The organism is Rhizobium sp. SG741, from assembly GCF_012275435.1.
Classification (GTDB): domain Bacteria; phylum Pseudomonadota; class Alphaproteobacteria; order Rhizobiales; family Rhizobiaceae; genus Rhizobium; species Rhizobium lusitanum.
Map to the genome: position 1 here is coordinate 1 of NZ_JAAZQP010000018.1, position 15,523 is coordinate 15,523.

Here is a 15,523-nt window from a genome sequence, read left to right on the forward strand (position 1 = left end):
CAGCCCGGTAGCTCGTCAGGCTCATAACCTGAAGGCCGCAGGTTCAAATCCTGCCCCCGCAACCAAATCACCCAAATGCATATACTTCAAAGCCGTTTCGGCGTTCAGGGACTTGCCGGAGCGCCTACCCAGCAGGGCGGCCACCTCAAGCAGCGCCCTACCTCACCTCCCACATGGGCCACGGCGTCCTCAATAGCTGACATGCCATAGCTCGCAACCCGAGCAGCATGAAGAATGAGCCGCGCTCAAGCAAAGAGCCAGCCGACAATCAACTCGAACCTTCCCAGCAATAATCGTCGATAAGCTTGAACCCAAAACCAGTTCAACCATAAACCAATTAATTGACAGATATGAGTGTCACAAGAGCGCGGCGCGGCGCAGAAGGTGCGTAAAGACCTCGGCCAGTTCCTTGTCCATAAACGGCTTCTTCAGAACCGGCCGGTCGCGATAACCATCCCGAATGTCGTCACTGCTGTAGCCGGTTGAGAAGGCGAACGGCACACCATGCGTAGCGAGCGCATCGGCCACGAGGTAAGTCATTTCGCCGTTCAAGTTCATATCCAGCATGGCGACATCGAAATTTTGAGATTCAATCAGGGCGATGGCCTGATTGACCGTGGCGGCGCTGGTCACGGCCGCACATCCCAGGTCTGCCAGCATGTCTTCAATCATGATGAGGATCAGCATTTCATCCTCGACAACGAGCACGCGCCGACCGGAAAGCAATTTATCCATCACGAACACCGTTCGATGCAGGAAAGTTGATCGTGCAGACGATGCCCTCACTCCGGTAGTCGAGATCAACCGTGCCCTCCAGTTCATGAGCCAGGCCGCGCTCGATCACGCGCGAGCCGAACCCTTTCCGTGATGGGTATGTCACCGACGGCCCATCCTTCTCCTGCCAGCGTAAATGAAGCCAGTCGCCTTCCAGCGACGGCTCAATCGTCCACGAGATCAGTACCGATCCGGTCTTGTTGGAAAACGCGCCGTATTTCACGGCATTGGTCGCGAGCTCGTGGAACGCGATACCGAGCGCAAGGGTAACCTTCGGTGAGACGCGGATATTCCGGCCCGTGATGACAAAGTGCTCTGAGCGCCCGTTTCCAATCCCAAACGGCTCCAGAGCCGCGTTGACCAGATCGAGCAGCCCCGCACCCTCCCAACTTTTCCGGGTCAATAGGTCATGAGACCGCGACAGGGCAAAGAGCCGTGGCTCGATGGAATCCCGGATTACATTGACGTCGGACGCATTCCTCAGGGCTTGCCAGACAATCGACTGTACCGTCGCCAGCGTATTTTTGACGCGATGGTTCAATTCGTCGATGAGCATGCGAGACTGGGCCTGTTCCCGCTTATGATCGGTAAGGTCGACAAAAGAGGCGAAGTGCTGCACGATAACGCCGCTTTCGTCTCGAACCGGGCTGATAAGGACCGCCGACTAAAACACGCTGCCATCCTTGCGACGATAGGAAATTTCCGAACCGCCGGTCGTGCCCGCGAATGCGGCGTCGATGCGCGCGAGCGAATCGGGATCCGTGCCGCGCGCCATTAGAAAGTTGAAGCTCTGTCCGAGTACCTCTTCCCGAGTATAGCCGGTCAAGTCGAGAAAGGCGTTGTTGGCGAAAATGATGGGATTGTCGGATTCTTTCGCATCCGTAAAAACCATCGCCATTCGTGTCGTTTCAGCGGCGACGACGAAAGGACCGAGCTCCCTCCGGAAGTCGTCGACCTCGGCTTCGGCGATTTTCTGACCATCAGATTTGGCGATTATATCTGGCATCTGCCGGCCTTATCCCTGGTTTGGCGGGCCGCGGCCAGTCGATATTATTGTATACTCTAGGAAGCTTCGCGACCAGCGAACATTTATCCGCGCCGCAAGGGCTTCCTTAGTACCAACGACCCCGGCCGAACCAGCCGCCGCCGCCGATCAGCAGAACGACAATAACGATGATGAGAAGTGTGGTGGTATCCATGTAAGTCTCCTGGGGAGCGCCCGATCATCTCCATCGCGCTTGACTGCACGGTGCGTTGTTCGTGATGGCACTCCAACTAAACTTAACGTTCAGAACCGAATTTGGTTCAATTCGACGGCATATTTGTTGATATATCGGCGAAATCGGCCGGTCAGGTTCCGCCGCGATCGGTGATATTGCGGCAACATATGTCCGCCGATATGCCATCAAGTCGTGCGAAGCCAAAAATGGCGATGTTCGAAACTTGAGCCACTTTGCGAGCACCTATCGTCCCGGCGGCTTGTCGCTGCATCTGACTTTTTGAGCGTCCAGTTGTCCGTGTTCAAACGACTTGGCAGCGCGGCTGCCTTCGGGATAGGGGTTGCCTTCTGCCGGGTTCTTCTGTTTGCCGGCTTTTGAGCCACGCCCATAGGCGCTGGTATCGCGTTTGTCAGCCTGCTTCGCATCCGTTGCGCTCAACAGCGGCGATTCATCATGCTTTGCCATGGGTCTATCCTTCTCTCTTGCGGGTGGGCCTTCTCTATTGCTGAGCAGGCGCCGTCGCAGGCGGCATTGAGGCTCCCGATGGCTGTATCGTGGTCCTCTGGGCAGCCGGAATTCTAGACTCCTTCGCGCTCGTGTAAGACGAGTTTGCATAAGGCCAAAAGTTCCACGCCAGCGCTGCGACAGCAACAACCGCCAATATAGCGATCGGCGGCCCCCAAGAAGAGCGGCGTGCATATGGCGTGGTTCTGAGATCTAGATTTGGTTTATTCGAATTAGTGTTCATGTAAATTTCCTCCATACAGGAAAACTCTTTGCTGGAGCAAAGGTTCCGGTAGCAGAAATATTGGAGAATACTTATAGAAGGCTGGCGGAGATCCCAAATTCCACCCTCCATACCTGGCCATAATAGGACAGGCGAAAGACGAAAGACCTCAGATTTGAGACCGAACGTCTTGACTGTGCGAAGTGTGTCCAATGGTCGGAATTGGAGTGGGACGGCTCATCGCGGCGGATGACCGTCTGCGGCGCGAGGCTTCGATGATCGCGCGTCTGTCGATCTTGATGGTGATATTTCCCTTGCCGCCTCTGTGCTCGATCGCATTCTGGACGGGTATTGACGATGACGCGCTGTAGTGCGCCGGCATCACCCTAGATGGCCAGACGGTCGACACCTGTCTCAGCGACAATTCGTATCCCTGCGTACTGGCGAGAGGCATCGTGTCGGCGGCGACGTTCCGGCAGAATTCCACCAGATCGACGCACGAGACATTCCTGCCGATGACATCCAGGCGCCGTAGTTCGAGCAACTGTTCGGCAAGCGTGGCAATATGCGCCGCATCGGAGAGAAGCCGGCTGCCGATCGGCCTTGCGGTATCGTCTCGACGCGCGCCTGCGGGATGGCCGCGAAATCATTCGCAGCGGCGACCGGTGGGGCGGTCGAAGAGGTGCAGCGCGTTGGCGTCGAAACCGAGCTTCAGCGTCTGCCCTGCGGCAACCGCAGTGCGCGGGGGCAGGCAGGCCATGAGCCGCTGCGAACCGGCTTGCGCGGTCACGATCAGTTCGGGACCCGTCAGCTCCGCGACTTCGCAAATGGCCTCCAGCTTGCCCCGCTCGTCCAGACGCATCGTTTCCGGCCGTATGCCGACGACCAGTTCCTGTCCCTGTTTGACCCCGTCCTTCGTCGCAGGCATGGGCAGCGTGATCGAGGTGCCGTCGATGCGCAGGGAACCAGCCTCGGCGGTCGCGTTCAGCAGGTTCATCGGCGGCGCGCCGACGAAGGTCGCGACATAGAGCGTTGCCGGGTGATTGTAGATCTCGTCCGGCGTGCCAAGCTGCTCGATCCGACCATCCCGCATCACGGCGATGCGGGTTGCAAGCGTCATCGCCTCGATCTGGTCGTGGGTCACGTAGACGACAGTGGTCTTCAGTATCTGGTGAAGACGCTTCAGCTCGGTGCGCATCTCCATGCGCAGCTTGGCGTCGAGGTTCGACAGCGGCTCGTCGAACAGGAAGACCTCCGGCTTGCGCACCAGCGCCCGGCCGATCGCCACCCGCTGGCGCTGGCCGCCGGAAAGCTGGCTCGGCTTGCGCTCGAGCAGCGGTTCGATCTGCAGCAGCTTCGCCGCCTCGCGTACCGCCTTGTCGCGCTCGGCCGCCGGCACCTTGCGCATCTCCAGGCCGAAGCCGATGTTGCGGTGGACCGAGAGGTTCGGATAGAGCGCATAGGACTGAAACACCATGGCGATGTCGCGATCCTTCGGATGCACGCCGAGCACCGAGCGGTTGCCGATGCGGATATCGCCGCTGGTTGCTTCCGCCAGCCCGGCGATGATGTTGAGCAGCGTGGACTTGCCGCAGCCGGACGAGCCGAGCAGCACCAGGAACTCGCCGCTTTCAAGCGATATGTCGATGCCTTTCAGCGTCTCGACATCGCCATAGCTCTTGCGGATGTTCTGGATTTCAAGCGCGCTCATCGAACGGCCTCCTCGGATGCTTTGGCCGGGCCGTAGCTGCGCGGCAGAGTGGAAATGGCACGGGAAGCGACCGCAGTCCCGGCCGAAATGCTGGCTGCAAGCGGCTCGCCTCGGGCAAGGGCGGCCAGGAAACCCGCGTTGAAGACATCGCCGGCACCGATCGTATCGACGACGGTGACACGCGGCGCGGCGACCGAAACCAAGCTGCCATCGGCCCCGATGGCAATGGCGCCCTCGGGGCCGCGCTTGACAACGACGATGGCTCCATCAGGCATGTGCGAACGAAGCGCACTCGCGGCCTGAACCGGATCGTCCACGCCGGCAAGCGTCGTCGTTTCGACTTCGTTCATCAGCGCGACGCCGCAACGGGAGAGCCAATGCCGCGTCGAATTGCAATTCTTCTCGGTCCAGCCGTCAAGCGGCCAGCCCGTGTCGAGCGCAACCGTGATCCGGTGTCTATCCGCCCAGTCGAACAGCGCTTCGTAGTCGCGTGTCAGGTCGTCGGTAAGGAAGGCGCCACACAGCAGCGCATAGCCGCCGGAAAGTTTCGTCCCGTCGAGCACGGCATGCACGTCGGCAAATGTGAGCCGTGGCAGGTGGCCGCGTGTCGTGAAAAAAGTGCGCTCGCCGTCCGGATGGGTGATGCCCACGGATAGAGTCGTGCCTTCGGGACGCACCGGCCACTTGCTGCTGCGGGTGCCGAATGCTTCACTGAGCCAGCGTCCAAACTGGTCGCTGCCGACATTGGCAGCGATCTTGTAATCGATGCCGAGGCCCTCCCAGGCGAGTGCGGTATTGCCCGCCTGCCCGCCGACGCGCAGCTCGTCATGGTCGACGATGATCTCCGTGCCGGCCTTGGGCCAAGGCTCGGCCGGCCCGAGGATCAGGTCGATGTTGACGTTGCCGATGACTGCTAGTGGCTTCATTCATTCGCTCCGGGTGATCTTGGTGGAGCGCAGCGGCGTGCCGGCATTCTCGACCCGGGCATCGGCAAACGCGATCATCAGCGCCTGCGCCACAGGCAGCATCTGGAAGATGGCGGCAAGGCCGCTTTCCGGCTTGAAACGGAGCGTGATGCAACCGGGGACCGGTTCTTCCTGCGAACCGTCGAAGATGATCACAGGCGCCCCCGTCTCGACGGTGGAAACAGCCATGGCCGTCACCAGGCTGGCGGTCGCGTCGTTGCCACGGAAAAGCACGACGCCGATCGATGGGCCGAGCATTTCCATCGGCCCATGCCGCAACTGGCCGCCCTCGAGCGAAAAGCAGGGGCGGCGCGACAGTTCGGTGAGGCCAAGTGCAAGCGCCTCGGCAACGCCCTGCAGGCGGCGGCCTGAGGTAACGATGGTGGCGACATCGGCAAGGGCAGCAAGCGCCGGCGAGATATCGAGCGTCTGCGGTGCCTGTAGTACCGCCAGTGCGCTCGCGGGATCCTGCCCAAGCGCGGTGAAGATCGCCAGATGCAGCGCGAAGGTCACGGTGAGGCTGCGCGTTGCCGCAAAGGCAAGCTCGGTGCCGCCGGCGCCCACCAGCGAGGGAGCGGTCCTCGCGAGGAAGGAGCTGCCCTCCAGCGTCAGGCCGAATGTGTCGGCATTGCCGCCCGTCTCGTCGAACCAGCGCAGCACTTCGGCGCTTTCGCCGGACTGCGACGTCACGAAGATCGTCCGGTCCTCGAGCGACAGCGGCTGGCCGAGCTGTTCGGAGAGCGGTAGCGCGATCGCATCGATGCCGGCAGCACGGTAGAGCGTCTCGACGGCGCGGTTGACGGCGTGGGAGCCGCCCATGCCAAGCAGCAGCAGCTTGCCGGTGCGCTTCAGCGAGGCTGCCGCCTTGGCAGCCATCTCGGCAGCGGCCTCGAAGGAGGCAATCGCATCGGCATGTTGGCGGGCCATTTCGCGATCGATCGCGGCAAGCCCGGCGGGGCGTGTTTTCTCTGTGGTCATGTTCATCCCTTGACGCCGCCGCTGGTCAGCCCGGAGATCAGGGCACGTTGCATGACAAGACCGATCAGCACCGGTGGCAGGGCGGCCAGCACGCCGGCAGTCGCGATCAGTCCGTAATCCGAGACACGGCCGCCGGCCAGATCGGCGATGGCGACGGTGAGGGTCTTTGCGCGCTGGTCGGAGGTGAAGAGCAGCGCATAGAAGAATTCATCCCAGGCAAGCAGGAAGGCGAAGAGCGCCGAGGTCGCCATCACAGGCATGGCAAGCGGCAGCGTGATGATCTTCAGCGTCTGGAACAGACCGGCGCCATCGATCATCGCGGCGGCCTCGATCTCCTTCGGAATGGAATCGAAGCCGGATTTCATCAGCCAGGTCGTAAAAGGCGCGAGGATCGTCAGGTAGACAAGTGCCAGACCGAAGACGTTGTTGAGCAGGCCGAGATAGGCAAGACCCATATAGAGCGGCACGGCAAGTGCGACGGGCGGCAGCATGTAGGTGGCGATGACCATCGAGAGCGACCATCCCACGGACGGCGTGCGCGACACGGCCCAGCCAGCGGGGATCGCCAGCGCGATCGCTGCGATCGTCGCCATGCCGGCAACCTCGATGCTGTTGCGCAGCGACGAGGTAAAGGCGGCTCCCTCGCTGTTTTCCAGCGTCGAAAGCAGCACCCAGTAGCGCGAGAAGTCAGCCGTCTGCGGCCACCAGCGCAAGGGCTTGGCGGCAAGATCGGCAGCCGGCGAAATGCTCATGATGAAGAGCCAGGCAATCGGCGCCAGGATGACGACGGCGAGCAGGATGGCGCAGACATAAATGAAGCAGGTGAAGAGCGGGCTCTTGCGTTCCATCAGGTCGCACTCCCCGCGGTTTTGCGGACAAGGGCGGCATAGGCCGCGGCAAGCACCGTCACCAGCAGCGTGACGATGAGGGCAAGCGATGCGCCCGACCCCGCCCGCTGGAAGGAGAAGGCTTCCTGATAGACGAGGATCGATAGCGTACGCGTGCTGTTTGCCGGGCCGCCGCGTGTCATCACCCAGATGATATCGAAGACCTTGAAAGCCTCGATGGTGCGCAGCACCAGCGCCACCATCAATGGCCCGACAAGATAGGGAAGGATGACGAAGCGGAAGCGCTTGAAGGGGCCGGCGCCGTCGACCAGCGAGGCGGCGGTGATATCGCGCGGCACGGCCTGCAGGGCGGCAAGCGCGATGAGCGCCACCAGTGGAAAGTTCTTCCAGCAATCGGCGACGATCAGCGCCGTCAGCGCCGTGCCCGGTTCGCCGAGCCAGGAGCGGTAGGCGTCGATCAGGCCAAGCTGGGTAAGGGCTGCGTTCAGCGCGCCATATTCCGGATTGTAGATCAGCCGCCACAGCGTGGCGTTGACGACGGTCGGCAGTGCCCAGGGCAGGATCATCAGCGCGCGCAGCACGCCTCGGCCCTTGAATTCCTGGTTCAGGAGCAGCGCGGCAAGCACGCCGAGCACCATTTCGGCGGCAACGGATACGATCGCAAACCAGGCCGTGGTGATCAAGGTGCGCTGGAAATTGGAGTTCGCCAGCATCTTCGCATAATTGTCGATGCCGACGAAATTGCCGCCGGTGCCGACAAGCTTTGCATCCGTGAAAGAAAGGCCGACGGTATCGACGAGCGGCCAGCCGATGACGGCGACCATCACCACCAGCAGCGGCAACATCAAAAACCAGGCGCGAGTTGTCATTGAGGTGCCGGACATGACGGGCCCCTTCTTTCATTCTTCATGGAGGATCGAGAGGCGGGCGGCGATAGGCGCCGCCCGGTAAGACTATCAGAGACCGCTGTTCTGGGCAGCAGACTTCAGCGCATCTTCCGGCGAAGACTGGCCGAGCAGCGATTCCTGGATCGCCTGCTGCAGTGCTGTCGACAGTTCCTGATACTTCGGTGTCGTCGGACGCGGATACATGGCCGCAAGCCCGACCTTTGCGGCGGCGATCAGGTCTTCCTGGCCCTTGGTGACAGCCGGATCGCTGTAGGACGAGGCCCAGATCGGCAGGCTGAGCTTGGCATACTGGTTCTGCGTTGCCTGCGAGGTCATGAAGGTGATGAACTTCCAGGCTTCGTCCGGATGCTTGCTGGCGGTGGTGATGCCGAGGCCCATGGAGCCGTTGACCGCCGAAGCCTCGCTCTTGCCGGCGACGCCCGGTGCCGGCACGACGCCGACCTTGCCGGCAACCTTGCTGTCTTTCGGATCGTTCGCCATGTTGTACATGTAGGTCCAGTTCAGTGCGAAGGCTGCGTCGCCATTTTCGAAGACCTTGCGGACGTCCTCTTCGAGGAATTCCTTGGAATTCGGATTGGTGAGGCCGGATTTGTAGCTGGATACCATGTATTTCAGGGCATCGAGGCCGCCGCCGTTCTGGAAGTCCGGCTTGCCGTCCTTGAGGAAGTCGCCTTTATAGGCGCTGACAAGCGTGGTGTAGTCACAGATCGCGGCTTCGGCCTGCGACCAGCTCCAGGCGATTGGCGTGGCCAGAAGGCCCTTGTCCTTGATGATCTTGGCCTGTTCGGTCAGCTCGTCCCAGGTCTTCGGCGGCGTCTTAATGCCAGCCTTTTCCAGGATTTCCTTGTTGTAGAACAGGTACTTGGTGTCAAGAATCCAGGGCATGCCGTAATATTTGCTGTCGTATTGGACTGTGGTCCATGCGCCCGGCAGCACGCCCTTCTTCGTATCGTCAGGGATACGCGAGGAAACATCGACCAGAACCTTGTTGGTCGCGTATTCGGCGGGCCAGATGACGTCGAACAGCACGACGTCGTAGCCGCCGCCCGAGCCTTGCGCCAGCACGGTCTTGTCATGCAGGCCCTCATAAGGGACGAATTCGAGATTGACCTTGATGTCCGGATTGGCCTTGGTGAAGGCGTCCGTCATGGCGCGCACATCGGCTTCGCTATAGGCGGCCTGCGCCATGAAGAGGGCGTTCAGCGTCGTTTCGGCAAAGGCGTGCGACGCGAAGGATACGCCGATCAGCGCTGCGCCGAGCAGTGTCTTGTTCAATGATTTCAACATTCCAGCCTCCAGTTTTTTTTGACAGTCACGCGATTTTCCAACGGCGGCTGAAATGTCGCCGTCAGGTGTCGAACGGGCAGCCGGCCAGGCTGCCGAACCTCGATCGGAGCGTCTTCGGAGCCTTGAGGCTCCCCTGCGTTCCCTCATGAAACTCTGTGGTTTCTTTTAAGTCAATTGTCTTGACTTATTTGTTCTTCAATATTCTATTGGTGTCAAGAGGCAAATGCACATGAACGATGTTCGCCCGATCAGGGCCACGAGCGGAACGAACCACGAAGGCACCAGTGCCCATAACCGGCGGGTGATCATCGACGCCTTGCGGCTCAATGGTGCCCTCTCCCGCGCCGATCTGGCACGTGCCACCCGCCTGACGAAACAGACGGTCTCCAACATCATGGAGGAGCTGGAAATCGACGGGTTGGTGATCTCAAGGGAAACGGTGCGCCGCGGCAGGGGGCAACCCTCGACGCCCTATGGGCTCGTGCCGGAAGGCGCCTTTGCGATCGGCCTGCAGATCGATCGTCACATCACCCGCGCCATCGCTGTCGATCTGGTCGGCAATGTGCTGATCGGCAAGGAGGCGAACCTGCCGGTCGGCGGACCGGCCACGGGCACCCCCGTGGTGCTGCAGCTCGTGCAGGAGGTTCGCACCGAGCTCAAGCTGCGTGCCGCACAGGCGGAGAAGCGCCTCGTCGGGCTCGGCGTCGCGATGCCGGGTCCGTTCGGCATTGAGCAGGATGGGGACGACAATCCCTGGATGATGGGCGCCTGGCAGCGCTTTCCGCTATTGGAAACGCTTTCCGCCGGCACCGGCCTCAACGTCACCCTGCAGAACGACGCCGCCGCCTGCGCGACCGCCGAACGCATGGTCGGCGCCGCGCATGGGCTCGATCATGCCGTCTGCCTCTATGTCGGCTACGGTATTGGAGCCGGCCTGATCCTCGGTGGCGATCTTTATAGCGGCGCCCATGGCAATGCCGGCGAAATCGGTATGGCGCTGCTCACGGCCGGCGGCAGGCTGACCCAGCTTGAACATCGCGCATCGCTGGCCTCGCTCTACGAGCATCTGGGCGTCGATCCGATGGCGCCGGACATCTATTCGCTGATCGACAGGCGCGCTGCCGCCGACGATCCGGAGATTCTCGCCTGGATCGAAAAGGCGGCGATCGACCTGCGCTGGAGCGTGCATCTCATCGAGACTATCTTTGATCCGCAGACCGTGATTCTGTGCGGAGGCGCGCCTGCAGCCCTTGCGACGCGGCTGATCGACGCCATGCAGCCGCTGTTGCCCTCCAATGCCGATCGCGCCGACCGGCTGTTGCCGCGCCTGCAGCTCGGCATGACCGACCCCTGGGCCGTGGCGCGCGGCGCGGCCGCCGAGCCGATCGGCCATGCCTTCGATCCGCGCTTCTCGGCGATCCTGAAATCCTGAAGTTTAGAGCGATTGCAGGAAATGTGCAGCGGCTTTCCTTCCGCAACCGCGCAAAAACAAAGACATAGAGCAGTCAAGCGGTTTCGTGAAACCGCTTGACTGCTCTATGTGTGGCGCGGGCTCGCGCCGAGGCGCGCAAGCACCTTGTTCGGAATGCCATAGCGCTGGATGACGTCGCGGCTGTTGCGCAGGCCGCAGATCTCGCGATGAATGAACATGGCCCAGACGGCTTGCGCGGCCGCATCGATCAGCCGCTCGTGTTCGACGCCATCCTTGCCCTTGGCCTCGCCCTCCTGCAGCGCGGCGAGTGCTGCCTCCACCTTCATCCCATGGCGGCCGAGCGAGCTGGCGCGCTCCGACATCATCTCATATTCGAGAATCCCGAGGCCGGTCTCGTTCATATTGGATGGATTGAAATTGCGCGGCGGGCGAACCGTCATCTCTGACTCCGCATGCAGGTGACCAATCTTGCCTCGGTTTTACACAATTTCGATCCAATTTCCAAACCGCGACGTCGGTATTTCGATCGAAGGCGTGGAATGCGGAAGTATTGGATTTCGGCCCGCGAAGACGTTTTTCGGGTGGCTGGAACCTTATATTTTGGGTCTCATGTCATGACGACAAGGAGATCGACTGCCGCCTTGCGGCACGATTCGAAGGAAGGATATCGGCATGACCACATCCACGCGAAATGCCGGCAAGCATTATGTCTACAGGATCATGGCTTCGCCCGTCGGCGCGCTGAAGCTTGTTGCCAGCGATGACGGGCTTGCGGCCATTCTATGGGATAATGACCGGCCCAATCGCGTGCAGCTGCCGATCGTCGCCAAGGACGACAGCCATCCCGTCGTGCTGGAGGCCGAGCGACAACTCCGCGAGTATTTCGCCGGCGAACGGCAGGCTTTCGATCTCCCGCTCGATTTTTCGGGAACCGAGTTTCAGCGGAAGGTATGGCGGGCGCTGCTGGCCATTCCCTTCGGCGAGACGCGCACCTACACCCAGATTGCTGCCGAGATCGGGGCGCTGAAAGCGATCCGTGCAGTTGGTGCCGCCAATGGCCGCAACCCGATCTCGATCATCGCGCCATGCCATCGGGTTATCGGATCGGCGGGTGAGCTCAGAGGATTTGCCGGCGGCCTCGAGCGCAAGGCTTATCTGCTGCGGCTGGAGGGGGCCGGGACGAAAGCCTTCGATTTCGCCGGCTGACCGTTGGCGATCATCGTCGGCATAAGATGCAAAGAGCCTGTCTGGTTTCGGCAGGGCGATTGCATATGGGAAGAGATCGTTGCCGGGTAACCCCTTCTCCCCAAAGGGAGAAGGTGCCGACAGGCGGATGAGGGGGATGTCAGGAGCAAGAGTACTGATGGGGTACGGCGATGAGCCCCCTCATCCGACCCTTCGGGCCAGGGATTGCGTCACTGGCATGCTCCATATGCAATCGCCCACCCGGAAGTCCGGATGGGCTGTTTTCATTTTGCGCAATCGCACTCAACTGCCGGCCGTGATGTCACGAACCGGCCGTGTCGTTTCAGCCTTCAAGCCACTTCACCTGTTCCGGCGTCAGCTTGATGTCGAGCGCCGAGAGACTGTCTTCCAGCTCGGCGATCGTGCGCGGGCCGATCAGCGGGATGACCGGGAACGGCTGGGCAATGACATAGGCAAGCGCGATATGGATCGGGTTGCGGCCGAGCTTCTGCGCCAGTTCGATCGCCCTGTCGCGGCGGCCGAAGTTGCGGTCGGAATACCAGACGCGCACCAGTTCCTCATCGTTCCGTTTGTCGCGGCCGGCGCGGTCGGTGAAGAAGCCGCGGCCCTGGCTCGACCAGGCGAAGTTCGGGATCTGCTTGGCGTTCAGCCAAGCCTTCCATTCGTCGTCTGAGGCAGCGACGCATCCGGCCCAGATCGGGTCGAGCATTTCGGCCAGCGAGAAGTTGTTGGAAAGCGCCGCAGGTGCGGTCTTGCCGTTCTTCTCGGCATAGGCGATCGCCTCGTCGAAGCGGGCGCGCGTCCAGTTCGAACCGCCGAAAATGCCGCGAATGCGGCCGGCTTTGACCTCGGCATCCATGGCATCGACGAACTCGCTGACCGGGACGGCCGTGTTGTCGCGATGCATGAAGTAGATGTCGACATAGTCGGTCTTCAGGCGGTTGAGCGACTGGTCGAGTTGCTTGGAGATCATATCCGGGTAGCAAAGCGGCGAATGGGCGCCCTTGCCGATCAAAACAATCTCCTCGCGCGGCACCTTCCGGCTGGTGTGCCAATCGCCGAAGATGCTCTCCGTCTTGCCGCCGCCATAGACATAAGCAGTGTCGAAGGCGTTACCGCCGGCTTCATAGAAGGCGTCGAGCGTCAGCGAGGCGGCCGCGAAATTCGGGAAGAATTCGAAGCCGAGCATGACGGTCGATGCCGGCTTAGTAATGCCGGGGATGTCGCGCTTCGGGATGCTGTTGCCCTTGGTAACGGCTGTGCCGGCGATGTTCTTCGTCCTATGCGTTGCCTTCTCGACTTCGTATTCGAGGCCGATGGAGGCGCGCCACTGATCGAGAACTCGGAGGTTGCCGATCGAATCCGCCCAGCCGATGCCGGGATAGGCGAATTCCTTGTGTCCGGCGCGGATGGCATCGCCCGCCGCATCGACCTCGAAGGAATAGAGCCAGCGCTCCTCCTTGACTTCGATGGTCTGGGTCTCCCCGCCTTTGATGAGCTCGATCTTGCCGACGCCGCCCTTATGGCCGGAGGCGAACCAGAAGTCTGCAACTTCGATGCGTCCTTCGGAGCCGATGATCCGCAGCGTGTTGTCCTGGTTTGCCATGATCGAGCAGGAGACTTCGGCAATAATGCTGTTTGGGAATTTCAGCACGGCCGACGCCCATTCGTCGACGCCCGTCTGGCCGAGATGGGCAACGCCCGAGACCTTGTCGGGATCGAGAAACGGCTTGCCATCGGCGGCACCGGCAATCAGACGCGCCATCGACACGGGATAGCCGCCGACATCGAGGATGCCGCCGCCGGCCGTTTCATTGGCAAACAACCGATGTTCCGGCTTGACGGTGCCCATGTTGAAGCCGAAGGACGAGCGGATGATGCGCAGCTCGCCGATCGCGCCGCTCTTCACCAGTTCGATCAGTTTCGCCGTCTGCGGATGGACGCGGTACATGAAAGCTTCGCCGGCGAAGACCCCGGCCTTCTTGGCTTCGTAATAGATTGCTTCTGCATCATAGGCCGAAAGCGCGATCGGCTTTTCGACAAGCACATGCTTGCCGGCGCGGATCGCCTTGATCGCCCATTCGGCATGGCCGGTGTGCGGCGTGGCGATATAGACGGCGTCGATGTCCTTGTCGGCAAGCAGCGCCTCGTATCCGCTAACGATGCGGGCGCCGGGGAAATTGTCGCCGAGACCCGGCTTGTCCGGGTTGCGGCTGGCGATGGCCACCAGCTTGCCGCTGCGGGAATGGGCGATGCCGTCGGCAAAAGTCTGGGCGATCCTGCCGGGGCCGATAATGCCCCAGCGGATGGGTGTATCTGTACTCATGGAACGATCCTTTCCTAAATCTGCATGCTGTCTTGGGAGAAAAGACAGCGCCTACCGCAATCGGTTTCCGGCACCGTCGAAGAGGAATGTCTTGGCCGCGGAAAGCGCGACGGTAAGCGTGTCCCGGTTGCCGGTGTTGCGGGACTCTTCGCGTTCGATGACGATCTGCTCGCCGCCGGCGATGTTGGCGTAGATGTAGCTGGTGTTGCCGAGATGCTCGGCGACGTCGACGTCGACGGTCAGATCCGCATCGCCTCGCCCGGCGTCGAGGAAGTGCTCGGGGCGAACGCCCAGCGTCACATGCTCGCCGATTTCGACGCCCGCTGCCGTGATCGGCAGCGACAGGCGGACATTGCGCTGGTCGCGAAGGGCCACCCCGACGCGGCCAGGCTGATTGTCGACGACCTCGGCGCGCAGGAAATTCATCTTCGGCGAGCCGACGAATCCGGCGACGAACTGGTTGGCCGGATCGTCATAGAGGTCGAGCGGTGCTCCCACCTGTTCGATGTTGCCGCTGCGCAGCACGACGATCTTGTCGGCAAGGGTCATCGCCTCCGTCTGATCATGCGTCACATAGATCATCGTCGTGCCGAGCTTCTTGTGAAGGCGGGAGATTTCGACGCGCATCTGCACGCGCAGCTCGGCATCGAGGTTGGAGAGCGGTTCGTCGAACAGGAAAATCTGCGGTTCGCGCACGATGGCGCGGCCGATGGCGACGCGCTGGCGCTGGCCGCCGGAGAGCTGCTTCGGCCGGCGCTGCATCAGCTCGGTGATCTGCAGGATCTCGGAGGCCTGCTTGACGCGGCGGTCGGTATCCGCCTTCGGATTGCCGTTCATGCGCAGGCCGAAATTCAGGTTCTGCTCCACCGTCAGATGCGGGTAGAGGGCATAGGACTGGAAGACCATGGCGATGCCGCGATCGGCCGGCTCCATGTCGTTGACGACGCGGCCGCCGATCTTGAGCTCGCCGCCGGAAATATCCTCCAGCCCGGCGATCATGCGCAGCAGTGTGGATTTGCCGCATCCCGAAGGGCCGACGAAAACGACGAATTCGCCGTCCTTCACCTCGAGATTGGCGCCGTGAATGATTTCCAGTGAACCGTAGCGTTTGACGATGTTGTTAAGGGATAGTTCAGCCATA

The 15,523-nt window shown here is 61.4% G+C and carries 16 protein-coding genes; 3 read left to right on the forward strand and 13 right to left on the reverse strand.

Annotated features, from left to right (window positions below; all coding sequences use genetic code 11):
* Nucleotides 1-357: 357 nt before the first annotated feature.
* The 4 genes from FHT29_RS30940 to FHT29_RS30950 all read right to left on the reverse strand — a co-directional run bounded on the left by FHT29_RS30940 (nt 358) and on the right by FHT29_RS30950 (nt 2,459).
* Nucleotides 358-735, reverse strand: a complete 378-nt coding sequence (locus FHT29_RS30940) for a response regulator (protein ID WP_037199340.1) — start codon at nt 733-735, stop codon at nt 358-360.
* Entirely contained in the window at nt 728-1,393 is a 666-nt protein-coding gene (locus FHT29_RS34790; protein WP_348644912.1) for a sensor histidine kinase, read from the reverse strand. Before FHT29_RS34790 ends, FHT29_RS30940 begins: the two co-directional genes overlap by 8 nt.
* A gap of 45 nt (nt 1,394-1,438) precedes the next feature.
* Nucleotides 1,439-1,780: a PAS domain-containing protein gene (locus FHT29_RS34795; RefSeq protein ID WP_246703188.1), complete on the reverse strand. Its 342-nt coding sequence runs from the start codon at nt 1,778-1,780 to the stop codon at nt 1,439-1,441.
* A 457-nt stretch (nt 1,781-2,237) separates the two neighbouring features.
* Entirely contained in the window at nt 2,238-2,459 is a 222-nt protein-coding gene (locus FHT29_RS30950; RefSeq protein WP_051964039.1) for a hypothetical protein, read from the reverse strand.
* Nucleotides 2,460-2,933: 474 nt separating this feature from the next.
* Here FHT29_RS30950 and FHT29_RS30955 point away from each other — a divergent pair, with 474 nt between their 5' ends.
* Nucleotides 2,934-3,092 (forward strand): hypothetical protein, encoded by a 159-nt coding sequence (locus tag FHT29_RS30955; protein WP_168600905.1) that lies wholly within the window; start codon nt 2,934-2,936, stop codon nt 3,090-3,092.
* 275 nt (nt 3,093-3,367) lie between these two features.
* On the opposite strand, the gene ugpC (FHT29_RS30960) is transcribed toward FHT29_RS30955, so the two are convergent.
* The 6 genes from ugpC (FHT29_RS30960) to FHT29_RS30985 all read right to left on the reverse strand — a co-directional run bounded on the left by ugpC (FHT29_RS30960) (nt 3,368) and on the right by FHT29_RS30985 (nt 9,418).
* The gene (gene ugpC / locus FHT29_RS30960) at nt 3,368-4,432 is read right to left on the reverse strand and encodes a sn-glycerol-3-phosphate ABC transporter ATP-binding protein UgpC (RefSeq protein ID WP_168600906.1); all 1,065 of its coding nucleotides are present in this window, start codon (nt 4,430-4,432) and stop codon (nt 3,368-3,370) included.
* On the reverse strand, nt 4,429-5,358 hold the full coding sequence (locus FHT29_RS30965; RefSeq protein WP_168600907.1) for a PfkB family carbohydrate kinase: 930 nt from the start codon (nt 5,356-5,358) through the stop codon (nt 4,429-4,431). Before FHT29_RS30965 ends, ugpC (FHT29_RS30960) begins: the two co-directional genes overlap by 4 nt.
* Nucleotides 5,359-6,381 carry an SIS domain-containing protein gene (locus tag FHT29_RS30970; RefSeq protein ID WP_168600908.1) on the reverse strand — a complete coding sequence of 341 codons (1,023 nt, stop codon included), beginning with the start codon at nt 6,379-6,381 and terminating at the stop codon, nt 5,359-5,361.
* Nucleotides 6,378-7,223: a carbohydrate ABC transporter permease gene (locus FHT29_RS30975; protein ID WP_112442450.1), complete on the reverse strand. Its 846-nt coding sequence runs from the start codon at nt 7,221-7,223 to the stop codon at nt 6,378-6,380. Before FHT29_RS30975 ends, FHT29_RS30970 begins: the two co-directional genes overlap by 4 nt.
* Complete coding sequence (locus FHT29_RS30980) at nt 7,223-8,107, reverse strand: sugar ABC transporter permease (RefSeq protein WP_037199329.1); 885 nt, start codon at nt 8,105-8,107, stop codon at nt 7,223-7,225. The genes FHT29_RS30975 and FHT29_RS30980 overlap by 1 nt, the downstream gene beginning before the upstream one ends.
* 72 nt (nt 8,108-8,179) lie before the next feature.
* Nucleotides 8,180-9,418, reverse strand: coding sequence for an extracellular solute-binding protein (locus FHT29_RS30985; RefSeq protein WP_037199328.1), 1,239 nt, complete (start codon nt 9,416-9,418; stop codon nt 8,180-8,182).
* 229 nt (nt 9,419-9,647) lie between these two features.
* Between FHT29_RS30985 and FHT29_RS30990 the strand changes: the two genes are divergently transcribed.
* A complete protein-coding gene (locus FHT29_RS30990) occupies nt 9,648-10,850 on the forward strand; it encodes an ROK family transcriptional regulator (RefSeq protein WP_037199327.1) in 1,203 nt (400 codons plus the stop codon).
* Nucleotides 10,851-10,954: 104 nt separating this feature from the next.
* Here FHT29_RS30990 and FHT29_RS30995 read toward each other — a convergent pair whose 3' ends face one another.
* Entirely contained in the window at nt 10,955-11,290 is a 336-nt protein-coding gene (locus FHT29_RS30995; RefSeq protein ID WP_047561180.1) for a DUF6665 family protein, read from the reverse strand.
* A 232-nt stretch (nt 11,291-11,522) separates the two neighbouring features.
* Between FHT29_RS30995 and FHT29_RS31000 the strand changes: the two genes are divergently transcribed.
* Nucleotides 11,523-12,056 (forward strand): methylated-DNA--[protein]-cysteine S-methyltransferase, encoded by a 534-nt coding sequence (locus FHT29_RS31000; RefSeq protein ID WP_047561178.1) that lies wholly within the window; start codon nt 11,523-11,525, stop codon nt 12,054-12,056.
* Between the two features lie 322 nt (nt 12,057-12,378).
* On the opposite strand, the gene FHT29_RS31005 is transcribed toward FHT29_RS31000, so the two are convergent.
* Both FHT29_RS31005 and ugpC (FHT29_RS31010) read right to left on the reverse strand, forming a co-directional pair.
* The gene (locus tag FHT29_RS31005; RefSeq protein ID WP_047561176.1) at nt 12,379-14,382 is read right to left on the reverse strand and encodes an aldo/keto reductase; all 2,004 of its coding nucleotides are present in this window, start codon (nt 14,380-14,382) and stop codon (nt 12,379-12,381) included.
* A 51-nt stretch (nt 14,383-14,433) separates the two neighbouring features.
* Complete coding sequence (gene ugpC, locus FHT29_RS31010) at nt 14,434-15,522, reverse strand: sn-glycerol-3-phosphate ABC transporter ATP-binding protein UgpC (protein ID WP_037199322.1); 1,089 nt, start codon at nt 15,520-15,522, stop codon at nt 14,434-14,436.
* Between the last annotated feature and the right edge of the window lies 1 nt (nt 15,523).

What these genes read in the sequence shown, in the direction of transcription:
- FHT29_RS30940 (WP_037199340.1), bottom strand. Translation starts at nt 735, where the DNA reads ATGGATAAATTGCTTTCCGGTCGGCGCGTGCTCGTTGTCGAGGATGAA.
- FHT29_RS34795 (WP_246703188.1), bottom strand. Translation starts at nt 1,780, where the DNA reads ATGCCAGATATAATCGCCAAATCTGATGGTCAGAAAATCGCCGAAGCC.
- FHT29_RS30950 (WP_051964039.1), bottom strand. Translation starts at nt 2,459, where the DNA reads ATGGCAAAGCATGATGAATCGCCGCTGTTGAGCGCAACGGATGCGAAG.
- FHT29_RS30955 (WP_168600905.1), top strand. Translation starts at nt 2,934, where the DNA reads ATGGTCGGAATTGGAGTGGGACGGCTCATCGCGGCGGATGACCGTCTG.
- ugpC (WP_168600906.1), bottom strand. Translation starts at nt 4,432, where the DNA reads ATGAGCGCGCTTGAAATCCAGAACATCCGCAAGAGCTATGGCGATGTC.
- FHT29_RS30965 (WP_168600907.1), bottom strand. Translation starts at nt 5,358, where the DNA reads ATGAAGCCACTAGCAGTCATCGGCAACGTCAACATCGACCTGATCCTC.
- FHT29_RS30970 (WP_168600908.1), bottom strand. Translation starts at nt 6,381, where the DNA reads ATGAACATGACCACAGAGAAAACACGCCCCGCCGGGCTTGCCGCGATC.
- FHT29_RS30975 (WP_112442450.1), bottom strand. Translation starts at nt 7,223, where the DNA reads ATGGAACGCAAGAGCCCGCTCTTCACCTGCTTCATTTATGTCTGCGCC.
- FHT29_RS30980 (WP_037199329.1), bottom strand. Translation starts at nt 8,107, where the DNA reads ATGTCCGGCACCTCAATGACAACTCGCGCCTGGTTTTTGATGTTGCCG.
- FHT29_RS30985 (WP_037199328.1), bottom strand. Translation starts at nt 9,418, where the DNA reads ATGTTGAAATCATTGAACAAGACACTGCTCGGCGCAGCGCTGATCGGC.
- FHT29_RS30990 (WP_037199327.1), top strand. Translation starts at nt 9,648, where the DNA reads ATGAACGATGTTCGCCCGATCAGGGCCACGAGCGGAACGAACCACGAA.
- FHT29_RS30995 (WP_047561180.1), bottom strand. Translation starts at nt 11,290, where the DNA reads ATGACGGTTCGCCCGCCGCGCAATTTCAATCCATCCAATATGAACGAG.
- FHT29_RS31000 (WP_047561178.1), top strand. Translation starts at nt 11,523, where the DNA reads ATGACCACATCCACGCGAAATGCCGGCAAGCATTATGTCTACAGGATC.
- FHT29_RS31005 (WP_047561176.1), bottom strand. Translation starts at nt 14,382, where the DNA reads ATGAGTACAGATACACCCATCCGCTGGGGCATTATCGGCCCCGGCAGG.
- ugpC (WP_037199322.1), bottom strand. Translation starts at nt 15,522, where the DNA reads ATGGCTGAACTATCCCTTAACAACATCGTCAAACGCTACGGTTCACTG.